We start from the raw sequence: 16674 nt of genomic DNA, 5'->3' as shown, positions 1-16674 counted from the left end.
CCGCAAGGGTCGGTTTCCTCCGTTTAGCTTCGTCAATACGGCACTTTAGGGCGGGTAGCTCAGTGGTAGAGCATTCGACTTTTAATCGACTGGTCGAGGGTTCGATCCCCTCCCCGCCCACCATCACCGCGATGAGCCACGCCGGAACTTCCGGTTTTCAAACCATCCTCAGCCTCTGAACACCGGACAATCGAACATGCGGATTACCCTCGTCGGCTCCAAACACTTCGGCGTCACGACCCTCGATATGCTGAAGACTCACAACGTCGAGATCGCGTCCGTGGTGGTTGCAGATGCCGAGGACCGTCTCGCCGCAGCCGCCAAGGCTGTCGGCATCCCGGTAACAGTCCAGGCCAATCCGAAGCTCGTCGTGGCCTCCGAGATCGCCGAGGGCACCGAGCTGATTATCACGGCGCACAGCCACGCCCGCATCGGCAAGGATGCGCTCGCCGCAGCCAGCCTTGGCGGCATTGGCTACCATCCGTCACTGTTGCCCCGTCACCGTGGCATCGCTGCCGTGGAATGGACCATCAAGGAAGGCGATCCGATCGCCGGCGGCACCATCTATCACCTTGCCGATGTCATGGACGGTGGCGCCATCGCCGCGCAGGAATGGTGCTTCGTGAAAAAAGGCGAAACTGCTCGCGAACTTTGGGAGCGCGCGTTGGCGCCGCTGGGCCTCAAGCTGCTCGGCGAGGTCGTGGACTTCGCGACTGTCCACAAGCGTTTGCCCGCAACCTACCAGGACGAGCAATTCGCGACCAATGCGCCAAAACTGGCCTAGAAGCCTCCAAACTGGTTAAAAAGGCGCCGGAACCCGCCCGAATCAACCAAATCTGTCAATAAAGGGAACCAATTTGCCCGTCGCGGCTTGCATCCCGTGAGTTGTTTTGGGTCTATGCGGCAACGCAGCAAATTTTGGACACATTACCCCCCAATAAGGTGGCCATCACAACATCGAGGATTTGATTCAATGCGTTTTGACCGCATCCGTTCCGCCTTGTCCGTTTCGCTGATTGCCAGCGCAGCGTTGATTTCGGCTCCTTCGTTCGCAGCCGACAATGCCTATGACGGGCTCTGGAATGTGACCATCGTTACCAAGACCGGCAGCTGCGAGCCGACGGCTCGCTATCCGTTGACCGTCACCGAAGGCCGCATCACTGCGCCCGGCGCCGACGTCAACGGCAAGGTTGGCCGCGAAGGCACCGTACGCGTATCGATCGGACCTGCTTTCGCCAACGGCCAACTGTCCGGCAACACCGGATCGGGCAAGTGGAACGGCGCCTCGGGCGGCGTCCCCTGCAGCGGTCGGTGGGAAGCTTCGCGTCAGTAATCCCCAACCAGGAATGCTCCCCATGATGCCTACCTCGACCTCTCCGCGTTCGCTCGTTCGGACCGCGGTGCTCTGCGCGGCGCTCGGTCTGACGTCCGCGTCGGCATATGCCCAGTCAGCGCCGTTCGCCGGTATGGCCGGTGTATGGTCGGGTAACGGGACGATCTCGCTCGAGGACGGCTCCAAGGAGCGCATTCGCTGCAAGGCGACCTATGCCGTGAGCGGCGACGGCGCGGGACTGAACCAGTCCCTGCTCTGCGCCAGCGACAGCTACAAGTTCGAGCTGAAAAGCGACGTGAAGGCCAGAGGCGGCGAGCTGTCTGGCAGCTGGGCTGAGACGACCCGCGGCGTGACAGGGTCGCTTGAGGGCCGGGCAACCGCCGGCAAGTTCAATGTTGACGTTTCATCGCCAGCCTTCAGCGCGAAGCTGATCCTGACGACGACCGGCAACAAGCAGCAGGTCTCGATCACCTCCGAAGGCCAGTTCAGGGGCGCCAGCATTTCGCTCAGCCGCAGCTGATCGTTCCGCACGTTTGGAATTCGAACCCCGGTTGTTTCAAACAGCCGGGGTTTTGTTTTGCCTGTATATCCTCTGACTGAGAGCGTCCGGACGATCTGCCGCAACGCAGCCCCACCGGATTCGTCCGTTGCAAAGCCCGGCGATGTCGCCGATAGAGCCTGTCCGTAAAGCTACACCGCTGCGTGAATCATTGCAGCGCAAGAAACTGGTTCTCAGGGATTATGGATCGCCCCCCGTCGAAGGCCCGCGCCGCGCTGTGGATGTCCGGCTGGCTGCTTCTGATGCTGTTCGTCGCCATCGGCGGTCGCGAGACGCTGCGCGAACTCAATGTCTTCCAGGTGATGGAGATCCGATCCGTCTTCGGCTTCGTCATGCTGTTGCCGATCCTGTATTACAACGGCGGCTTTCGCGCCATGAAGACCACGCGGCCGCTGGCGCATGTGTCGCGCAACCTCGTGCATTACGGCGCGCAGCTCGGCTGGTTCTACGCACTTACGCTCATTCCCCTGAGCCAGCTCGTCTCGATCGAGTTCACCATGCCGATCTGGATCGCGATCATGGCGGCGTTCTTTCTCGGCGAGCGCATGACACTCTGGAAGATCGTCGCCATCGTGCTCGGCCTGATCGGCGTGATCGTCATCGTTCGCCCGACCACGGGCGTCGTCAATCCCGGTCAGCTGATTGCGCTAGCCGCCGCATTCGGCTTCGGCATCTCGATCACATTGATCAAGTCACTGACGCGCACGGACAGCGCGCTGAAGATCATCTTCTGGATGATCGTGGTGCAGTCGGTGGCCGGCGTTTTCCCCGCGCTATACTCCTGGCAGTGGCCATCGGCCTATGTCTGGGGCTGGCTTGTCGTGGTCGCCTTCTGCGGGACGTTTTCTCACTTCTGCATGGCGCGCGCGATGCTCTATGCCGATGCGACGGTGGTCGTGCCGATGGACTTTCTGCGCGTACCACTCAGTGCCACCATCGGATGGTTACTATACTCTGAACGGCTCGACATGTTCACACTGCTCGGCGCAGCTCTCATTCTCGCTGGCAACACGCTGAACCTGCTCAGTACCGATCGACCGCCTATCCGTGCGACTGCCTGACGCATCGGGTTCCCCTTTTTCGATTTTATTCTCCGAGTGCGTGTCTCGACATTTTGGCGCACGCCCGCAATTGGTACTTTTCCCAATGTGTCTAGGGTCGAATGACCGGATTCGTGGGGGAGATCGTATCGTGCGCCATTTCGCTTTTGCCCTGTCTGCGCTGTCCATCCTGTTCAGCGCGGATGTAGCGCTTGCCGACAAGCGCGTCGCTTTCGTCGTTGGCAATGGCAGCTACAAGAATGTCGATCCGTTGCCGAACCCGCCGATCGACGCGAAGGCCATGGCCAGCGCGCTGCGCAATGTCGGCTTCGACGTCATCGAAGGATCGAACCTGACGCGCGACGGCATGACCGAAAAGCTGCTCGACTTCGGCCGCAAGGCGCAGGGCGCCGATGTCGCCGTGTTCTTCTATGCCGGCCACGGTATCTCGGTGAACAACATCAACTACCTTTTGCCGATTGATGCCAATCTGAAGTCGGAGATGGACGTCAAGCTCGGCGCAGCGATCAATGTCGAGACCACCCTCGACCAGACCATGGGCGATGCCAAGGTGAAGCTGGTATTCCTCGATGCCTGCCGCGACAATCCGTTTGCCGCCAAGATCCGCTCCAGCGGATCTGCCACGCGCAGCGTCGCGGTGTCGTCCGGCCTTGCGGAGATGAAATCCGGCGAAGGCACGCTGATCGCATTCGCCACCAGCCCCGGCCAGACCGCCCTCGACGGCAAGAGTGGAAGCAACAGCCCGTTTACCCGCGCGCTGCTCAACAACATCACCACGCCCGGCGCCGAGATCCAGCAGGCGATGACGAAAGTGCGCGCGCAGGTGCAGGACGAAACCAACAAGGGCCAGTTGCCCTGGGGCCATACCAATCTGATCGGTGCGGTCTATCTCAATCCGGACGTGCAGGCGCAGGTCGCCGTCGCCGCGGCCAGCCCCACCGCCACCATGCCCGCGGCGGCCACCGCCGGCTCCGATGTCGAGCTTGAGTTCTGGCGCTCGATCAAGGACTCCAACCGGCCGGAGGAACTGAACGCCTACATCTCGATGTATCCGAACGGCCAGTTCAAGCCGCTCGCCCTCGCCCGTATCGCCGCGCTACAGGAAGCCGCCACCGCGCCGCGTACCGCTGCGCCGGGCGTCGACAAGGCGGTGTTTACCGAGGAAGCCAACCAGCTCACCGAGGACAAGATCGGTCTCGACAAGGTCAAGCGCCGCGACGTGCAGCGCCGCCTCAACGGCCTTGGCTTCGACACCCAGGCGACCGGCAGCTTCGATGCCGGGACCCGTGGCGTGATCACGCGGTGGCAGGCGGCACGCGGTTACCCGACGTCGGGCTATCTCAACAAGGTGCAGCATGCCGCACTGCTCACCGAGGTCGTCGCGCTGAAAGAGGAGCCGGCGCCCGCACCGAAGCCGGTGCGCCGCCAGGTGCAACAGCAGACCTATGAGGAAGCGCCCGTGGTCCGGCGCCAGGCTGCGCCCGCCCCCGCCCCGGCCATCGATCCCGCGGGTCCCGGCCGGTTCATCGGCGGCGTGGTTGGCGGCTTCCTCAACCGCTAGCCCGCTACCTGGAACGGCAGCCTACTTGCCGGCTGCCTTGCGCAGCGCGTCGTTCATGCGGTCCTGCCAGCCCGGCCCGTCCTGCTGAAAATATTGCAGCACGTCCTGATCGATCCGTAGCGACACCAGTTCGCGCACGCCGGGAACGGCGGCCTTGGCGACCGGTGCCTCAACCGGTTTGGTGGTCGTCTTCTTGAACGCCGCCTCCGCCTCGGTGCGGGCATCCTGGAGCGTGCGCGGGCGTCGCGGGGGCTGTGCCATCTCGGTCAGATTCCTTCCAACATTGCCGTCGAGAGATAGCGCCCGCTGAGCGGCTGCACAATCGCTTCCACGGTCTCGCCGAAGATGCGTCCACACAAAGGCGCGATGTGACAGCTACTCGCCTCTGCTGCACGACCGGCAATGTCAGCAAATTTTACAAATGTCATTCATCGTAACAGGCGCTTTCTTCGTGACGCACGTGGCATCGCACAAAGGTGACCGCGCTGCGGCGCAAACATGCGCTGACTTAAAAAACTTCAAAGCAACGCATTTGTGTTGCGACACGGTCAAACAAATCGGATTAGGATCGTGTCATGTCCGATGAGACGACGAAGGAGGTCACGATGTCAGCATCAGCTGAAGTCCGTACGACCAAAACGTCCCATCCCGCGCCGCGTGGCAGTGATCTTCCGACCTGCCCGGTTTGTGCGGACTCGATGATTGCTGCCGAGGCGTCAGCCTTTCTCACCGACGACGTCGTCAGCTATCTCTGGACCTGCGATACATGCGGCTATGGCTTTGTGACCAAGCATGCATTTCGCCGGACGGTCTGCAACTGTTGAGACCTGACTAGTGTGTCCATCCCGCAGGTTTTTTTGTCCGCGAAATCACATCTGGGATGTCCATTGGATCGCTAGCGCGCTGTTCTCCGGAAAACAGCGCGAAATTTCGTAGGCAGGCTGCGGAAAGTGAAACCCGCACATCGGCGGGTTTCAGGGTCCTAAGAGTTCATCGTGAACGCGGATGTTCGTCCGATTTCGGCGGCCCTGTCCCGGCACCGCCCCCTCCAATGTGCCGCCAGAACGTCGTTGGTGGGCGATAGCTGGTCGAGAATTCTTTCGGGGCAATAATCGACCATCGGCCCCTCGATCTCGGCCATGTCCTTGATGCGATACTGGTCCGAACCGGCTTCCAGATCGTGCTGCAACAGCAGGACGACGGCGTCCACAGCGCCCGTCTCCGCGTTCTCGACTGCGGCGTAACCGACGGCGGCAAAATTGTCTTCGTTGATGCCGCCCAGCTCGATATCGACGACTTTGCCGTATCGGCTATCGACCCATGCTTCCATCGCCTCGGTCAGCGAACCTTCAATCCTGATATCTTCGTAGCTCATGTTGTCCTCCCATTGCTGGGATCATGATTGCCGCCAGTCGAGCAAGTCACTACATTACGACGAACGCCTGAGCGATCCACCTCGAAATTGCAGAAACTGAGCGCTAAATTCTTGCGACATTTGAGGCAATTCCTCCCGTTCCGCGTGGCAGTCCATTGATCACAGCGGCGCCGGGCGAGGCCGCGACAGTGCAGAATTTGAGGCTTGGATGGCGACGCTCGACCTCAGCGAACTTGGCAGTAAGTCTGCGGGCGAGAACCTTGAAGGCCTCGTCCGACTGATCGGAGAGCCCAGCCACTAGCTCAAATGTGGAATCGTCTTTGCGGCGATTGTTTTCAACGACATCTTGTGAGCTGCTTGGTGCCTTTTGAGCGCTGCGCAGCATAATAAACGTGTATTCTGGTCTATCGAGTGCTGGGACACGGACACGACAGATGAACTTTTGACGGCAAAGTTAAGAGAGCTGGTCGAGCAGAAGGACAAGCTTAACTCCGACAGCCTCCAGATTCCTCCATGGGCCAGAAAGATGGCCGAGGAGCGTATTCGAAAGGGAGAAACCGATTTCGCGGTCGATAAAAAGCCCGGTTCACCGGCCATTGCACCGGCTCCGGCGCCGACCTCCCTCCCGGTTCCTCACGGCGAAGAACACTCCTAATTGTCGAACCTCATGTGCGGCGGCCGCATGACTGGACCCACACGATCTTTGGTACTCAGGATGAGGACATCGGCTGAGGGACCGTCTCCTTGGCTGTTGCAGCTCCCTTTCGCTGCCGCGATAGGAAAAGGAGGGCGAGAAGCGCGGCGATGCTGAGCCCGGATGAAACGATCAAAACACCCCCACCCATGATGCCGATCAACACGCCGAAGCCGAGTGGCGCCATCGCCTGACAAATTCGGGACGGTGCGCCTAGAAGACCGAGACGATATCCGTAATTCTCAGACCCGAAGACCGATAGGGGAAGAGTGCCGCGCGCGATTGTCAGGATGCCGTTCCCTGCTCCATGCAGCAGTGCGAATGCCGCGGCCGCGCCTCCCCCGAACAAGGCGATGACGCCCGCGCCGATAGGATGCGTGAGGCATGCCAGACTGGTTGAGAACAAGGGGTGGTAGCGGTTCAGTAGCCCTGCCTCGACGATACGCGCCGCCACTTGGGCCGGGCCGATCATCATGCCCGCGAAGACCGCTTGAGCGGGTGTTGCACCGAAACTCTCCACGATCCGCGGAAGATGAGCCGCCATCGCCGACGTTACGGTCCATGCTGCAGCGAACGCGAAAGACAGCAGCACCATCATCCTGTCCATCGGGATGTGCGGCTTTGCAACGGGGCCTTCGCTTCGGACGACAATCTCCGTCTTCGGAAGGAAGAACAGGTTGAGGGACAATCCAATAACGATATGCGCCGCCGCCCATGCATAGCATGTGCCGCGCCAACCGATCGTATCGACGCCCAGTGAACTCAGTGGCCATCCGATCGTGCTGGCGAAGCCCGCCAAAAGCGTGATGCCGGTGATTGGACGCCTTGCCTGATCGCCGAATATTCGGCCAAGGGCGCCGAATGCCGCGTCGTAAAGACCCAACCCCATGCCGATGCCGAGCAAAAGCCAAGCAAGACTCAGCATCCACAACGAAGACGTCAGCCCGAGCAGAGCAAGGCCGCCGGCGAACAGCAGGTTAGATGCACACAGAACCTGGCGACCGCCAACGCGGTCTATCTGACGGCCGACGCGCGGACCAAGCAGTCCGGAGATCACCAATGACGCCGAGAATGCGGCGAAGAACCAATTGGTCGAAATGCCGAGGTCTCGCGAAATCGGATCCGCGAGTATTGCCGGAAGATAGTAGCTGGAGGCCCATGCGAGCGTCTGCGTCGTTCCGAGAGCAAGAATGATGGGAAGTTGACGCTGTGTCATGCCTGCCTGCGCATTCAGATAGCGGCTTGATTTGAAGTTTTGGGTTGCGACCACATCAGGGCGAGTGGGCCGAGCACGATGCCTGCCGCTAGAACCCCGAAGGCGGGAAGCCAGGCGGAAGCTGCATACGGTCCACCGAAGGCGTCGAGTGTCGCGCCGACGCACCAGGCACCGAGAGCGCTGAAGCCGAATCCGACCGTCGAATGGATGGCCATTGTTGCACCACGGTTCTCGGGATTGGCCGACATCGCCATACCAGCAGTCAGCGCGCCGGAGTCGGCGGGGACGGTGATCGCATAGAGCAATATCAGCGGCAGCAGCAGCCAAGGAGAACCGTCCGCGCAAATACCTATCAGGAGCGCAACTGCGGCCGATGCGAACATGATGGTCGTGAGGGCGCGGCGACGACCGACGCGCAAGGCGACTTCGTTGCCCAAGACGCTGGACGGCATCGCCAATATCGAGAATGCGAAGCTGATGGCGATCGGGGTGAGCAGCGTACCGCCTCCCCCCTTGGCCGCAACGAACGTCCAGAAAGCAACGAGCCAGGTCCTGATGCCGTAGAGCTCGAAGCAATGGGCGCCGTAACCAAGTATGAAACCCATGGCAGACCTGTTCCGGAAGACGGGTCCGAAATTCAGTAAACGTCCTTTGCTGGGCGTCGGAGCCATCGGCTTCAGGAGCAGACAGACAAACATCATCGCCAACGGACCGGCCGCCGTAACGTAAAACGCCGCCCGCCAGCCGAAGCTTTCAGCCACAAGCTGGGAGACCAGAAAGGAAAGCCCAACGCCGAGCGAGAAGCTCGACGTGTAGAACGTCGCAGCGCGGGACGAGTCGCCCGGATCCAGTCTGTCGGTCAGCGCTTTGAGGCCCGGCATGTAGGCACCCGCAAAGCCGATGCCTGCCAACGCCCAAAGCGCGGCACCCGACCACAGCCCCTCCGCGAACAATCCGAACATCAGCGTCGCGAAGGCACTTAAAGCCGAACCGGCAATCAGAACGATGCGGGCATCGATCCTGTCCGTCAGCGTAGCCAGGAACGGGACCGCGAGCATGTAGCCCGCGGCGTAGCTGCCCGCCAACAATCCGGCGTTCGCCCCGGTCAATCGCCACTCGGGAATCAAGAACTGCGCAAGGATGGAAGGCACCACGACGTGCGGCAGCAAACTTCCGAGCTGCCCCAGGCACATTGCGATGATGGCGGGACGCCCCCGCAAGTTGCCGAGACGGATCACTCCCTGCGATCCACAAACAATGGGCGCGTCCCGCGCGGCAGGCCGTGAACGCGCCCGATAACGATCATGAACATCCGCACCCCGATTTGACGTCCTGTTTCGCGACGGCATCGGCGACGCAGCAAGCATTGTCTACGGCTGGTGCGGGCCCGCCGCAACACGTGGTCACGTCTGCCGACGAACGTGAACACACACCGGTTTCCGGAAGGACCAGTTCGACCCGTGCAGCGGCGTCATGGTCCCCCGCAATCTCCGCTGCGATCGAACGGACTTGTTCGTAGCCGGTGATCATCAAGAACGTCGGCGCGCGCCCGTAGCTTTTGATGCCGGCAAAGTAGAAGCCTGGCTCGTCCTGCGCCAACTCGCGTGCCCCATGAGGACGAACGGTGCCGCAACTATGTTCGTTCGGATCGATCAGTGGCGCCAGGGCGATCGGACATTCGATGGCGGGGTCGAGTTGGATGCGCAACTCGCCCACAAAAGCCAAGTCGGGACGGAAGCCTGTGGCCACGATGAGCTCGTCAGCGATAATCTTACGCCCGCAGCACGCCGATCCGGCTGCGATCCGGAGGCTCCCGTTGTCCAGGCTTATATGGGTCGTCTGGAAGGCTGGCTCGACTTTGATGTCGCCCGCCGCGACCAACGCCGCAAACGTGGCTCCCAATTCTCCACGGGCCGCGAGCTTATCATTGGCGCCGCCGCCGAAGGCCTTAGCGGGGTCGGTACCACGCAGGAGCCAAATGACTTCCGTCCCCGGTGCCTCAGCTTTCAGACGCGCGAGGTCCGTCAGGGTGCCGATCGCGGAGTGGCCCGCCCCCAGGACAGCGACCGTCTTGCCTGCATATCGGGCTCGTTCCGCCCCAAGCACGTCGGGCATCGCATACGCGATCTTGCTGACTGCTTCCTTTTCGCCGATGGCAGGGAGACCATTGGCGCCTGCCGGATTCGGCGAGGCCCACGTTCCGGAAGCGTCGATCACGGCGTCGGCCCGGGCGACCCGCTCTCCCAGCCCTTCCGGATATCCAGTGTTCTGATAGTGGATCTCGAATGGCGCCAGGTCGCGGCCCTTGGTCTTGAGCTTGTCGAAGCCCTGGCGGCTGATATCGGTGACTTTGCTCGACTTCAGAATATGCGACTTCAACGGTGTCTTTGTCGCCAAAGGCTCAAGGTACCGCTCAACCAGTTCGGATCCCGTTGGATATTGATCGGGAGCCGGCGAATTCCACCCGGTTGCCTCAAGCAGACGTCCTGCAGCGCGATCGACGTTGTACTCCCACGGCGAGAACAATTGCACGTGGCCCCATTGCCGGATCGCATGGCCCACCTCAGCGCCTGCTTCGAACACGATCGGCGTCATGCCTCGTTCCAGTACATGAGCGGCAGCGGCAAGCCCAACCGGACCTGCTCCGATGACCGCGACAGTCTTTGGTTCAGTCATTCATTCCTCCCATAATACCAGAATTATCGAATTAAAGGTCTTTGATAGATCAAGCGGCGTCTTTTGCATCCTTGCATTCGACGGCGTCGGCGCAGCACTCGGCAACGAGAAAATCCACCAAGCCGCGCATCACGTCGTAGTTTGCATGACAAACGAGCGTCGTCGCCTCCCGGACCTGGGTGATCAGCCCGGCAGCCACCAGCGTCTTGATGTGATGCGACAGCGTCGAAGGCGCTACCTTCAGCTTGTCTTGAAGGCGACCGACCGGCAAGCCGACCTCGCCCGCTCTAACCAGCGCGCGATAGATCTTTAACCGGGTGGGGTTGCCCAGCGCCTCAAGGCGATTTGTAGCATCATCAATTTTCATCTGACAAATGTCAGCCTTTTCCGAACCGCAGTCAACTGTTATTCTAGAATGATAGAAATTATAACGAAGTGCTTTTAACCGCCCGGGCCAGAATTCCGGCTTACGGCTCCTCGCGTCGAGATGCCGTAATGGACGCCGCGCCGTGGCTGTTTTATTGCCCGACGTCACTGTACTATCTTCCCATGGAAAAACATCTCACCAAAGAAGAGTTGTTCAGGCGACGGGCGATTTACCGGGAGCTCGCGGCTGAGTTTCCAGACGGCCCCACGGCAAAAAACATCAGAGAACTCATCGAAGAGATCGAGCAACAGCTTCGCAATTTGCCGAATGACGGGCTGAAGTCCGGATAGGGATTGCTGGCCTGGCTAAGCGACGCTGTGCCGATGGCACTTTCCTGTCGAGCAACGGGAACGCCGAGGCCACCACCCCGACGCATGCAGAATGCCGCGGCGCCGCCCCGCATGCTGCCGGTCCCGCCAACGCCCTCCCCGATGATACTGGCGCGATCCTGGAGGACCCCGAAGCCCGTACGGGACCGGGCGTCACGATCCAGAACCGCGCCCCGTGCTGCGGGTGTTGCGCCGCCGGTGCGATCCCATCGCCGCGATCGAGGCGGTAGACTCTACGGCGAGCTTGCGATCTGGAAGGACGTCGGAATGAAGCTCCTCGACAAAGGATGCCAGCAGCGTATCGGAAGTAATGAGGACGATGGCTGCTGACCAGCATTCGACGCTAGGCCCGTGGAGCGAACAGGATCACAGCCGCACCAACGAGACAGATCGCAGCGCCGGTCAGGTCCCAATGGTCGGGGCGCGGACCTTCGACCAGCCAGCGCCACAGCACCGATGCCACAATGTAGTCGCCGCAGTACGTCGCGGTGCGTCCAAACCAAATCTTCCTTCATGGTTCGCGCACACGAACGAGAGCAAATGTCCCCAGTCCCATGAACAGTGCAGCGGCACCAAAGCTCAGGACCGGTGAAAGAGCCGTCCACAGCACTCCTACGGCGGCGCTGGAGACGAACTTGGCCATGCCGTTGACCGTCCCGAGCGCACCGACGCACATCGCCAACCGATCCTCGCTGACCATTTCGGCGGTCACTGTGGACTCAAGGGCTTCCTGCACGGCGACGTACAGACCGGCGACAAGGAAAATGACGCCGAGCAGGATGACGCTGTCGATGGCGAACCAGAACGCCGCCCCCGTCAGCACCGCCGTGAGCGTGCCGAGCGCGTAGCCGGCGACAAGCACCGGCAAGTGTCCGACGCGGTCCGCGAGCACACCTATGGGATAGGAGGCCACGACCTGCACGACGTTGCGCCAGACGTACAGCAGGCCCGCCACCTGAGCGGCATGAACGACGCCCATCGACCCGGTGAGCAACTGCGTGGCCGCCAGGATCAACAGGCTATGCGAGAAGTCGCCGACGCCGAATAGGCCGACCGCTCCGAGGTAGCTTTTGAACCGGCTGGGAAGACCGCGCAGCGTGCTGAAGAACTTGAGCTTCGGATTGGGCGAATGCGCGGGGTCCTGCACCAGGGTCAGGAAGGCTACCACCGCCAGAACGCCGGGAATGACGGAGAGCCACAGGACCCACCGAAAGGACCCGGCGGCGTCGGCTCCTGGCAGCGACTGCGCCCATCCCAATAGGGCGACGCCCAGCAACGGACCGAGCACGGCACCGATGGTGTCGGCGGCGCGGTGAAAGCCGAAGGCCCGGCCACGGGTCTCCGGGCTGACCGCTTGGATCACGATGGCATCGCGCAGCGGGCCACGAAGGCCCTTTCCGAACCAGGACACGATGCGCCCGAGCAACAACATGGGCCAGCCCAGCGCCACGGCGAGCAAAATCTGTCCCAGCGGCGTCAGGGCGTAGCCCACCAGCACCAACAATTTGCGGTGCCCGAGTTTGTCGGCGACGTAGCCGGAGAACATCTTGGTGAAACTGGCGACCGCATCGGCAATGCCTTCGATGGTGCCCAGCACGGCCGCAGGCAGGCCGAGCACCGCCAGGAAGCCTGGCAGGATCACCGTGGTGGTTTCGTAGCAAAAATCGCCCAACGCGCTTGTCAGGCCCGCGCCCGCCACAGTCCGATTGAGCCATTGCTTTCGGCCGGGCTGAGGCTCCGCCACTGCGGTTTCTTGATCAAGCATTCGACTCACCCTCCAGCTCGTGCTCATCCCGCAGCAGGCCGGACGGCCCACATGCCGACGAACAAGCCGAGCAACGACAGTATAACGGAAGCGGCGACGTACGCCGCTGCGGTACCGGGGGGTCCTCGTCCTCAGCCTGTCTGGTCAGCGGCAAGTCCCTCCAACCCGTGAAGATGTTCTGCTGTTGCCTTCGCTCTGGCCGAACGGGGGAGCACCAGCAGTCGGGGACCGGCGGAGAATGACATCACGCGACCTCCTTCCTACTGGCGAGCTTCTGGTCCCGGCACTGCCGCATCCAGCCCAGAACGTCGGCCGGCTTCCCTCGCAGGACGCGGAGCGACTTGCTGCCGCGCTGCTCGGCCTTGGCGTCGCGGAACTGCCAGCGTTCACTGACGATGACGACATGCCAGCGCTGGCGGGCTTGTGCTTCAAAGCGCAGGTCCAGAACCTCGAACGAAAACGAGTAGGACTGGCCGTCAAAGCGGTGCCGGTCGCGCGAGCATTTCACGCCATGGGCCTGCCAAGCCGTGACATCGCTGCCCAGGCTCGGTGGCTCGATGACGTATTCGATATCCGCGATGGTCCGCGCGTTGCCGATGCGTGCCATCAGTCCGCCGCGTGCGACAGGTTCGGACGGGAGGCGACCCGGTCGAACGTCCTGTCCATGGCCGCCGTCCGGCTCGTCAGCCAGGGAAAGTGCCCGTAGCGGAAGGATAGCTGCTCAGATGCCTCCTGCGCGGGCCGCTTGGCCACCAGCAACTTGTACAGCGCCGACGCCACGCCGCTCCGGTCCGCGCCGGCCTCGCAGTGGATCAGGACCGGCCGCGGCGAATCCCGTAGCAGCCCCGTCAGTTGCGTCACCTGGTCGTCCGTAAGCTCCCGGCCGGCGGATAGCGGAAAATCGACATGATGCACACCGGCCGCCTTGCTGGCCTGCATCTCGGCGTCATACCAGGGCTGCCCCGTGTTATCGCCGCGCAGGTTGATGATGGTGCGGATTCCGTTTTCCTCGATGCGTTCCGAGAACTGGGGGCCGCTGAGTTGTCCGGAGCGGTAGATCACCCCCGGCTCAATCGGGTGGAAATTGCCGGTCAGGCGCAGATAACCCGCCCACCCGCCGGCGCCGGCGGCGATGATGCCAACCGTCAGTCCGAACCGTCTCAGCCAGAGCATGGCAATGCTTTTCACTTGGGATTTCCTTTGTCGTTACGCGCTCGCATCGTGGTCTCGGCGAATGCCGTCGCGACGCCCACGATGAGGATGGTGATGATCAGGTCGGCCTCGGCGCCAAGGCCGAACGCCAGAACGGCCGCCGCGAGCACGGCGGCGAGCAGGCAGATCGCGAAGGTGTCGCTCGCAATCGTCGCGGCCAGATCTCGCAACCATGTCGTAGCTTTCATGATGTCCCCCTAGGCCCGGTAGGCGACGAGCACGGCGCCGCAAGCGATCAGGATCACGCCGAGCCAGTTCGGCAGCGCGAGCTTTTCGCCCAGAAAGAGCGCCGCGAAGACGGCAACGAACACCACGCTGAGCTTGTCGATCGGGGCGACGCGGGCGGCGTCCCCCAACTTCAGCGCGCGGAAATAGCAGATCCAGGAAGCGCCGGTCGCAAGCCCGGACAGCAAAAGGAACAACCATGTTTTGCCGGAGACGCTGGACGGCTGCTGCCAGTTGCCTGTCGCATAGACGATCAGTCCTGCCGCCAGCAGGATGACGATGGTGCGGATGAAGGTGGCAAAGTCAGAATTGACGTTCTCGATGCCGATCTTCGCGAAGATCGCGGTCAGTGCCGCAAAGCCGGCGGAGAGCAGCGCCCAGAAGACCCAGGAGCCCAGCAGGTTCTTCATGCCCGCCCGACCACCTTGGGCTTCAGGGCGTCGTCTGCGGTAACCGCATCGCCGACCAGATCCCAATGCTCGATGTGCTTATAGATGATGACCTTGCGCTTCAGCAGATCGCCGTGCGTCCGGCAGAAGTCTTCAAGTTCTTCGCGCGGCGCAATCAGTTCGACGCACATCGTCAGGTCGGCGTTGGATAGCTCGAAGCCTTCGTCTTCCAGCTTCCCGCTGTTGCTGTAGCCGAAATGCGTGTGGTGGGCCGTCGCGTTTATGATTCCGGCAGCCTTCGCCTGCAGCACCAATTCGCGATAAAGCGGCTTGCCACCAAACAGGCGGTTGCCGGTGCCAACGGCCTTTTCTCGCGGCTTCATGTAGATCCTGACCATGCCGATTTCCTTGAGCGCAAGCGTATGACGGGCCATGAATTCAACTTTCTGTTTGGGAAGGGAGGAGTTGGCGGTGCGGAGACGGACCCGGCCGACGAAGTCGCCGAAGGCCTGGACGTTAAGATCGCGGACCTGCCGGACGGACATGTCCGGCGGAATATGGGCGGAAGCAGTCTTCGGGGTGCCGAGGCGCTGCGACATGTAGATGCTGGAGTGGCCGCTGCAGAGGTAGGCCAGGAAGCAGGCGACGGCGATGTAGACGGCGTGCAGCGAGCCGAACAACTCGATGCCCATGATCATGCAGGCCAGCGGCGTGTTGGTCGCGCCGGCGAACAACGCCACGAAGCCTAGGCCGGCGAACAGATCGGAAGGCGCGCCTAGCACATACGCCAGGGCGTTGCCGAGCGCCGCGCCGATGAAGAACAGCGGCGTGACCTCGCCGCCCTTGAAGCCGCTGCTGAGCGTGACGACCGTGAAGATCGTCTTCCACAGCCAACTCCACTGATCGACATGGCCGGGATGGAAAAAACCGGCAATGGTCGCGTCGGCGGGATTGGGCGACCAGACGCCGAGGCCGAGATATTCACGGGTGCCAAGCGCGTACACCAGCCCGATGAGGATGGCGCTGGCGATCACCGGGCGCAGAGGCGCGTACGGGCAGACCATCTTGAAGGCCGCGCTCACCAGGTGGGAGAACTCGCTGAAGAACCGTGCGGCCAGGCCGAAGGCGACGCCCGCGATGCCAACCTTCAGGAGCAGCAACGCGTTCAGGTGGAAGCCGGTGTTCTCACCGGCATTGGCCAGATAATTGATGGCGTAATGGGTGTGCTCGATGCCCCAGGCGTGGCAACTCCAGTCTCCCGCAATCGCCGCCATCAGGCACGGCAGCAGAGCTTCGTACTGCATGCGGCCGATGGTCAGCACTTCCAGCGCGAAGATGGCCCCGGCGATGGGGGTGCCGAACACCGCGCCAAATCCGGCCGCGATCCCCGCCATCAGCAGTATCCGCACGTCGACGGGTGAAAGGTTGAAGGTTCTGCCGAAGGCGCTGGCGATGCTCCCGCCGAGTTGCACGGCGGTGCCCTCGCGGCCGGCTGAGCCGCCGACCAGGTGGGTCAGCACTGTGGTGATCAGGATGAACGGCGCCATGCGCAGCGGCACGCCGCCGCCGGGTTCGTGGATCTGCTCGACGATGAGGTTGTTGCCACCCTCTGCCGAGCGTCCGAAATGCTGGTAGGCCAGCACCATTAGGAACCCGGCCACCGGCATGCCGTAGATCAGCCAGGGATATTCGAAGCGCGCCTGCGTTGCGCGGTCCAGGCCCCACAGGAACAGCGCGCAGAGCGAGCCCACGATGCAGGCCATCGGGACGACGATACCCACCCACTTGACGAGGCTACGGATCTGCCCAACGCGCAGACCGAGGAAACCGATGGGAGACATCATTCCGCGCT

The 16674-nt window shown here is 62.1% G+C and carries 20 protein-coding genes and 1 tRNA gene; 8 read left to right on the top strand and 13 right to left on the bottom strand.

Annotated features, from left to right (window positions below; genetic code table 11):
- Positions 1–48 precede the first annotated feature (48 nt).
- The 6 genes from AB7783_RS07445 to AB7783_RS07420 all read left to right on the top strand — a co-directional run bounded on the left by AB7783_RS07445 (position 49) and on the right by AB7783_RS07420 (position 4514).
- Positions 49–123: transfer RNA gene (locus AB7783_RS07445), tRNA-Lys, on the top strand.
- 73 nt (positions 124–196) lie between these two features.
- Positions 197–784, top strand: coding sequence for a formyltransferase family protein (locus AB7783_RS07440; RefSeq protein ID WP_439071676.1), 588 nt, complete (start codon positions 197–199; stop codon positions 782–784).
- 189 nt (positions 785–973) lie between these two features.
- Positions 974–1333: a hypothetical protein gene (locus AB7783_RS07435; protein ID WP_068730757.1), complete on the top strand. Its 360-nt coding sequence runs from the start codon at positions 974–976 to the stop codon at positions 1331–1333.
- A gap of 22 nt (positions 1334–1355) precedes the next feature.
- Complete coding sequence (locus AB7783_RS07430; RefSeq protein WP_089264707.1) at positions 1356–1853, top strand: hypothetical protein; 498 nt, start codon at positions 1356–1358, stop codon at positions 1851–1853.
- Between the two features lie 221 nt (positions 1854–2074).
- On the top strand, positions 2075–2953 hold the full coding sequence (locus tag AB7783_RS07425; RefSeq protein ID WP_441277276.1) for a DMT family transporter: 879 nt from the start codon (positions 2075–2077) through the stop codon (positions 2951–2953).
- Positions 2954–3083: 130 nt separating this feature from the next.
- Positions 3084–4514, top strand: a complete 1431-nt coding sequence (locus AB7783_RS07420; RefSeq protein ID WP_439061585.1) for a caspase family protein — start codon at positions 3084–3086, stop codon at positions 4512–4514.
- Positions 4515–4535: 21 nt separating this feature from the next.
- On the opposite strand, the gene AB7783_RS07415 is transcribed toward AB7783_RS07420, so the two are convergent.
- The gene (locus AB7783_RS07415; RefSeq protein WP_441277275.1) at positions 4536–4775 is read right to left on the bottom strand and encodes a BrnA antitoxin family protein; all 240 of its coding nucleotides are present in this window, start codon (positions 4773–4775) and stop codon (positions 4536–4538) included.
- A 344-nt stretch (positions 4776–5119) separates the two neighbouring features.
- On the opposite strand from AB7783_RS07415, the gene AB7783_RS07410 reads away from it, so the two are divergent.
- Entirely contained in the window at positions 5120–5338 is a 219-nt protein-coding gene (locus AB7783_RS07410; protein ID WP_089264708.1) for a hypothetical protein, read from the top strand.
- A 158-nt stretch (positions 5339–5496) separates the two neighbouring features.
- Here AB7783_RS07410 and AB7783_RS07405 read toward each other — a convergent pair whose 3' ends face one another.
- From AB7783_RS07405 to AB7783_RS07385, 5 genes are all read right to left on the bottom strand, one after another.
- Positions 5497–5889, bottom strand: a complete 393-nt coding sequence (locus AB7783_RS07405) for a hypothetical protein (protein WP_441277274.1) — start codon at positions 5887–5889, stop codon at positions 5497–5499.
- Between the two features lie 710 nt (positions 5890–6599).
- Positions 6600–7799, bottom strand: coding sequence for an MFS transporter (locus tag AB7783_RS07400; protein ID WP_441279658.1), 1200 nt, complete (start codon positions 7797–7799; stop codon positions 6600–6602).
- 14 nt (positions 7800–7813) lie between these two features.
- Positions 7814–8992 (bottom strand): MFS transporter, encoded by a 1179-nt coding sequence (locus AB7783_RS07395; protein ID WP_441279657.1) that lies wholly within the window; start codon positions 8990–8992, stop codon positions 7814–7816.
- A 109-nt stretch (positions 8993–9101) separates the two neighbouring features.
- A complete protein-coding gene (locus AB7783_RS07390; protein ID WP_441277273.1) occupies positions 9102–10475 on the bottom strand; it encodes an NAD(P)-binding domain-containing protein in 1374 nt (457 codons plus the stop codon).
- A gap of 49 nt (positions 10476–10524) precedes the next feature.
- Positions 10525–10842, bottom strand: a complete 318-nt coding sequence (locus AB7783_RS07385; protein ID WP_441277272.1) for an ArsR/SmtB family transcription factor — start codon at positions 10840–10842, stop codon at positions 10525–10527.
- A 128-nt stretch (positions 10843–10970) separates the two neighbouring features.
- On the opposite strand from AB7783_RS07385, the gene AB7783_RS07380 reads away from it, so the two are divergent.
- Entirely contained in the window at positions 10971–11192 is a 222-nt protein-coding gene (locus AB7783_RS07380) for a hypothetical protein (protein ID WP_441277271.1), read from the top strand.
- Positions 11193–11574: 382 nt separating this feature from the next.
- Here AB7783_RS07380 and AB7783_RS07375 read toward each other — a convergent pair whose 3' ends face one another.
- From AB7783_RS07375 to AB7783_RS07345, 7 genes are all read right to left on the bottom strand, one after another.
- Complete coding sequence (locus tag AB7783_RS07375; protein ID WP_441279656.1) at positions 11575–11736, bottom strand: hypothetical protein; 162 nt, start codon at positions 11734–11736, stop codon at positions 11575–11577.
- A 6-nt stretch (positions 11737–11742) separates the two neighbouring features.
- Positions 11743–12996 (bottom strand): MFS transporter, encoded by a 1254-nt coding sequence (locus AB7783_RS07370; RefSeq protein ID WP_441277270.1) that lies wholly within the window; start codon positions 12994–12996, stop codon positions 11743–11745.
- A gap of 244 nt (positions 12997–13240) precedes the next feature.
- Positions 13241–13603, bottom strand: coding sequence for a hypothetical protein (locus AB7783_RS07365; RefSeq protein ID WP_441277269.1), 363 nt, complete (start codon positions 13601–13603; stop codon positions 13241–13243).
- On the bottom strand, positions 13603–14184 hold the full coding sequence (locus tag AB7783_RS07360) for a dual specificity protein phosphatase family protein (RefSeq protein ID WP_441277268.1): 582 nt from the start codon (positions 14182–14184) through the stop codon (positions 13603–13605). Before AB7783_RS07360 ends, AB7783_RS07365 begins: the two co-directional genes overlap by 1 nt.
- Positions 14181–14396, bottom strand: coding sequence for a hypothetical protein (locus AB7783_RS07355; protein ID WP_441277267.1), 216 nt, complete (start codon positions 14394–14396; stop codon positions 14181–14183). Before AB7783_RS07355 ends, AB7783_RS07360 begins: the two co-directional genes overlap by 4 nt.
- 9 nt (positions 14397–14405) lie before the next feature.
- Positions 14406–14843, bottom strand: coding sequence for an EamA family transporter (locus tag AB7783_RS07350; RefSeq protein ID WP_441277266.1), 438 nt, complete (start codon positions 14841–14843; stop codon positions 14406–14408).
- A complete protein-coding gene (locus tag AB7783_RS07345; RefSeq protein ID WP_441277265.1) occupies positions 14840–16666 on the bottom strand; it encodes a DUF190 domain-containing protein in 1827 nt (608 codons plus the stop codon). The genes AB7783_RS07350 and AB7783_RS07345 overlap by 4 nt, the downstream gene beginning before the upstream one ends.
- Positions 16667–16674 lie beyond the last annotated feature (8 nt).

It is taken from the genome of Tardiphaga sp. 172_B4_N1_3 (assembly GCF_052076035.1).
Taxonomy (GTDB): domain Bacteria; phylum Pseudomonadota; class Alphaproteobacteria; order Rhizobiales; family Xanthobacteraceae; genus Tardiphaga; species Tardiphaga robiniae.
The sequence above is the reverse complement of the archived record's forward strand: the minus strand, read 5'-3'. Positions and strand labels throughout refer to the sequence as shown.

What these genes read in the sequence shown, in the direction of transcription:
- AB7783_RS07440 (WP_439071676.1), top strand. Translation starts at nt 197, where the DNA reads ATGCGGATTACCCTCGTCGGCTCCAAACACTTCGGCGTCACGACCCTC.
- AB7783_RS07435 (WP_068730757.1), top strand. Translation starts at nt 974, where the DNA reads ATGCGTTTTGACCGCATCCGTTCCGCCTTGTCCGTTTCGCTGATTGCC.
- AB7783_RS07430 (WP_089264707.1), top strand. Translation starts at nt 1,356, where the DNA reads ATGATGCCTACCTCGACCTCTCCGCGTTCGCTCGTTCGGACCGCGGTG.
- AB7783_RS07425 (WP_441277276.1), top strand. Translation starts at nt 2,075, where the DNA reads ATGGATCGCCCCCCGTCGAAGGCCCGCGCCGCGCTGTGGATGTCCGGC.
- AB7783_RS07415 (WP_441277275.1), bottom strand. Translation starts at nt 4,775, where the DNA reads ATGGCACAGCCCCCGCGACGCCCGCGCACGCTCCAGGATGCCCGCACC.
- AB7783_RS07410 (WP_089264708.1), top strand. Translation starts at nt 5,120, where the DNA reads ATGTCAGCATCAGCTGAAGTCCGTACGACCAAAACGTCCCATCCCGCG.
- AB7783_RS07405 (WP_441277274.1), bottom strand. Translation starts at nt 5,889, where the DNA reads ATGAGCTACGAAGATATCAGGATTGAAGGTTCGCTGACCGAGGCGATG.
- AB7783_RS07400 (WP_441279658.1), bottom strand. Translation starts at nt 7,799, where the DNA reads ATGACACAGCGTCAACTTCCCATCATTCTTGCTCTCGGAACGACGCAG.
- AB7783_RS07395 (WP_441279657.1), bottom strand. Translation starts at nt 8,992, where the DNA reads ATGTGCCTGGGGCAGCTCGGAAGTTTGCTGCCGCACGTCGTGGTGCCT.
- AB7783_RS07390 (WP_441277273.1), bottom strand. Translation starts at nt 10,475, where the DNA reads ATGACTGAACCAAAGACTGTCGCGGTCATCGGAGCAGGTCCGGTTGGG.
- AB7783_RS07385 (WP_441277272.1), bottom strand. Translation starts at nt 10,842, where the DNA reads ATGAAAATTGATGATGCTACAAATCGCCTTGAGGCGCTGGGCAACCCC.
- AB7783_RS07380 (WP_441277271.1), top strand. Translation starts at nt 10,971, where the DNA reads ATGGACGCCGCGCCGTGGCTGTTTTATTGCCCGACGTCACTGTACTAT.
- AB7783_RS07370 (WP_441277270.1), bottom strand. Translation starts at nt 12,996, where the DNA reads ATGCTTGATCAAGAAACCGCAGTGGCGGAGCCTCAGCCCGGCCGAAAG.
- AB7783_RS07365 (WP_441277269.1), bottom strand. Translation starts at nt 13,603, where the DNA reads ATGGCACGCATCGGCAACGCGCGGACCATCGCGGATATCGAATACGTC.
- AB7783_RS07355 (WP_441277267.1), bottom strand. Translation starts at nt 14,396, where the DNA reads ATGAAAGCTACGACATGGTTGCGAGATCTGGCCGCGACGATTGCGAGC.
- AB7783_RS07350 (WP_441277266.1), bottom strand. Translation starts at nt 14,843, where the DNA reads ATGAAGAACCTGCTGGGCTCCTGGGTCTTCTGGGCGCTGCTCTCCGCC.
- AB7783_RS07345 (WP_441277265.1), bottom strand. Translation starts at nt 16,666, where the DNA reads ATGATGTCTCCCATCGGTTTCCTCGGTCTGCGCGTTGGGCAGATCCGT.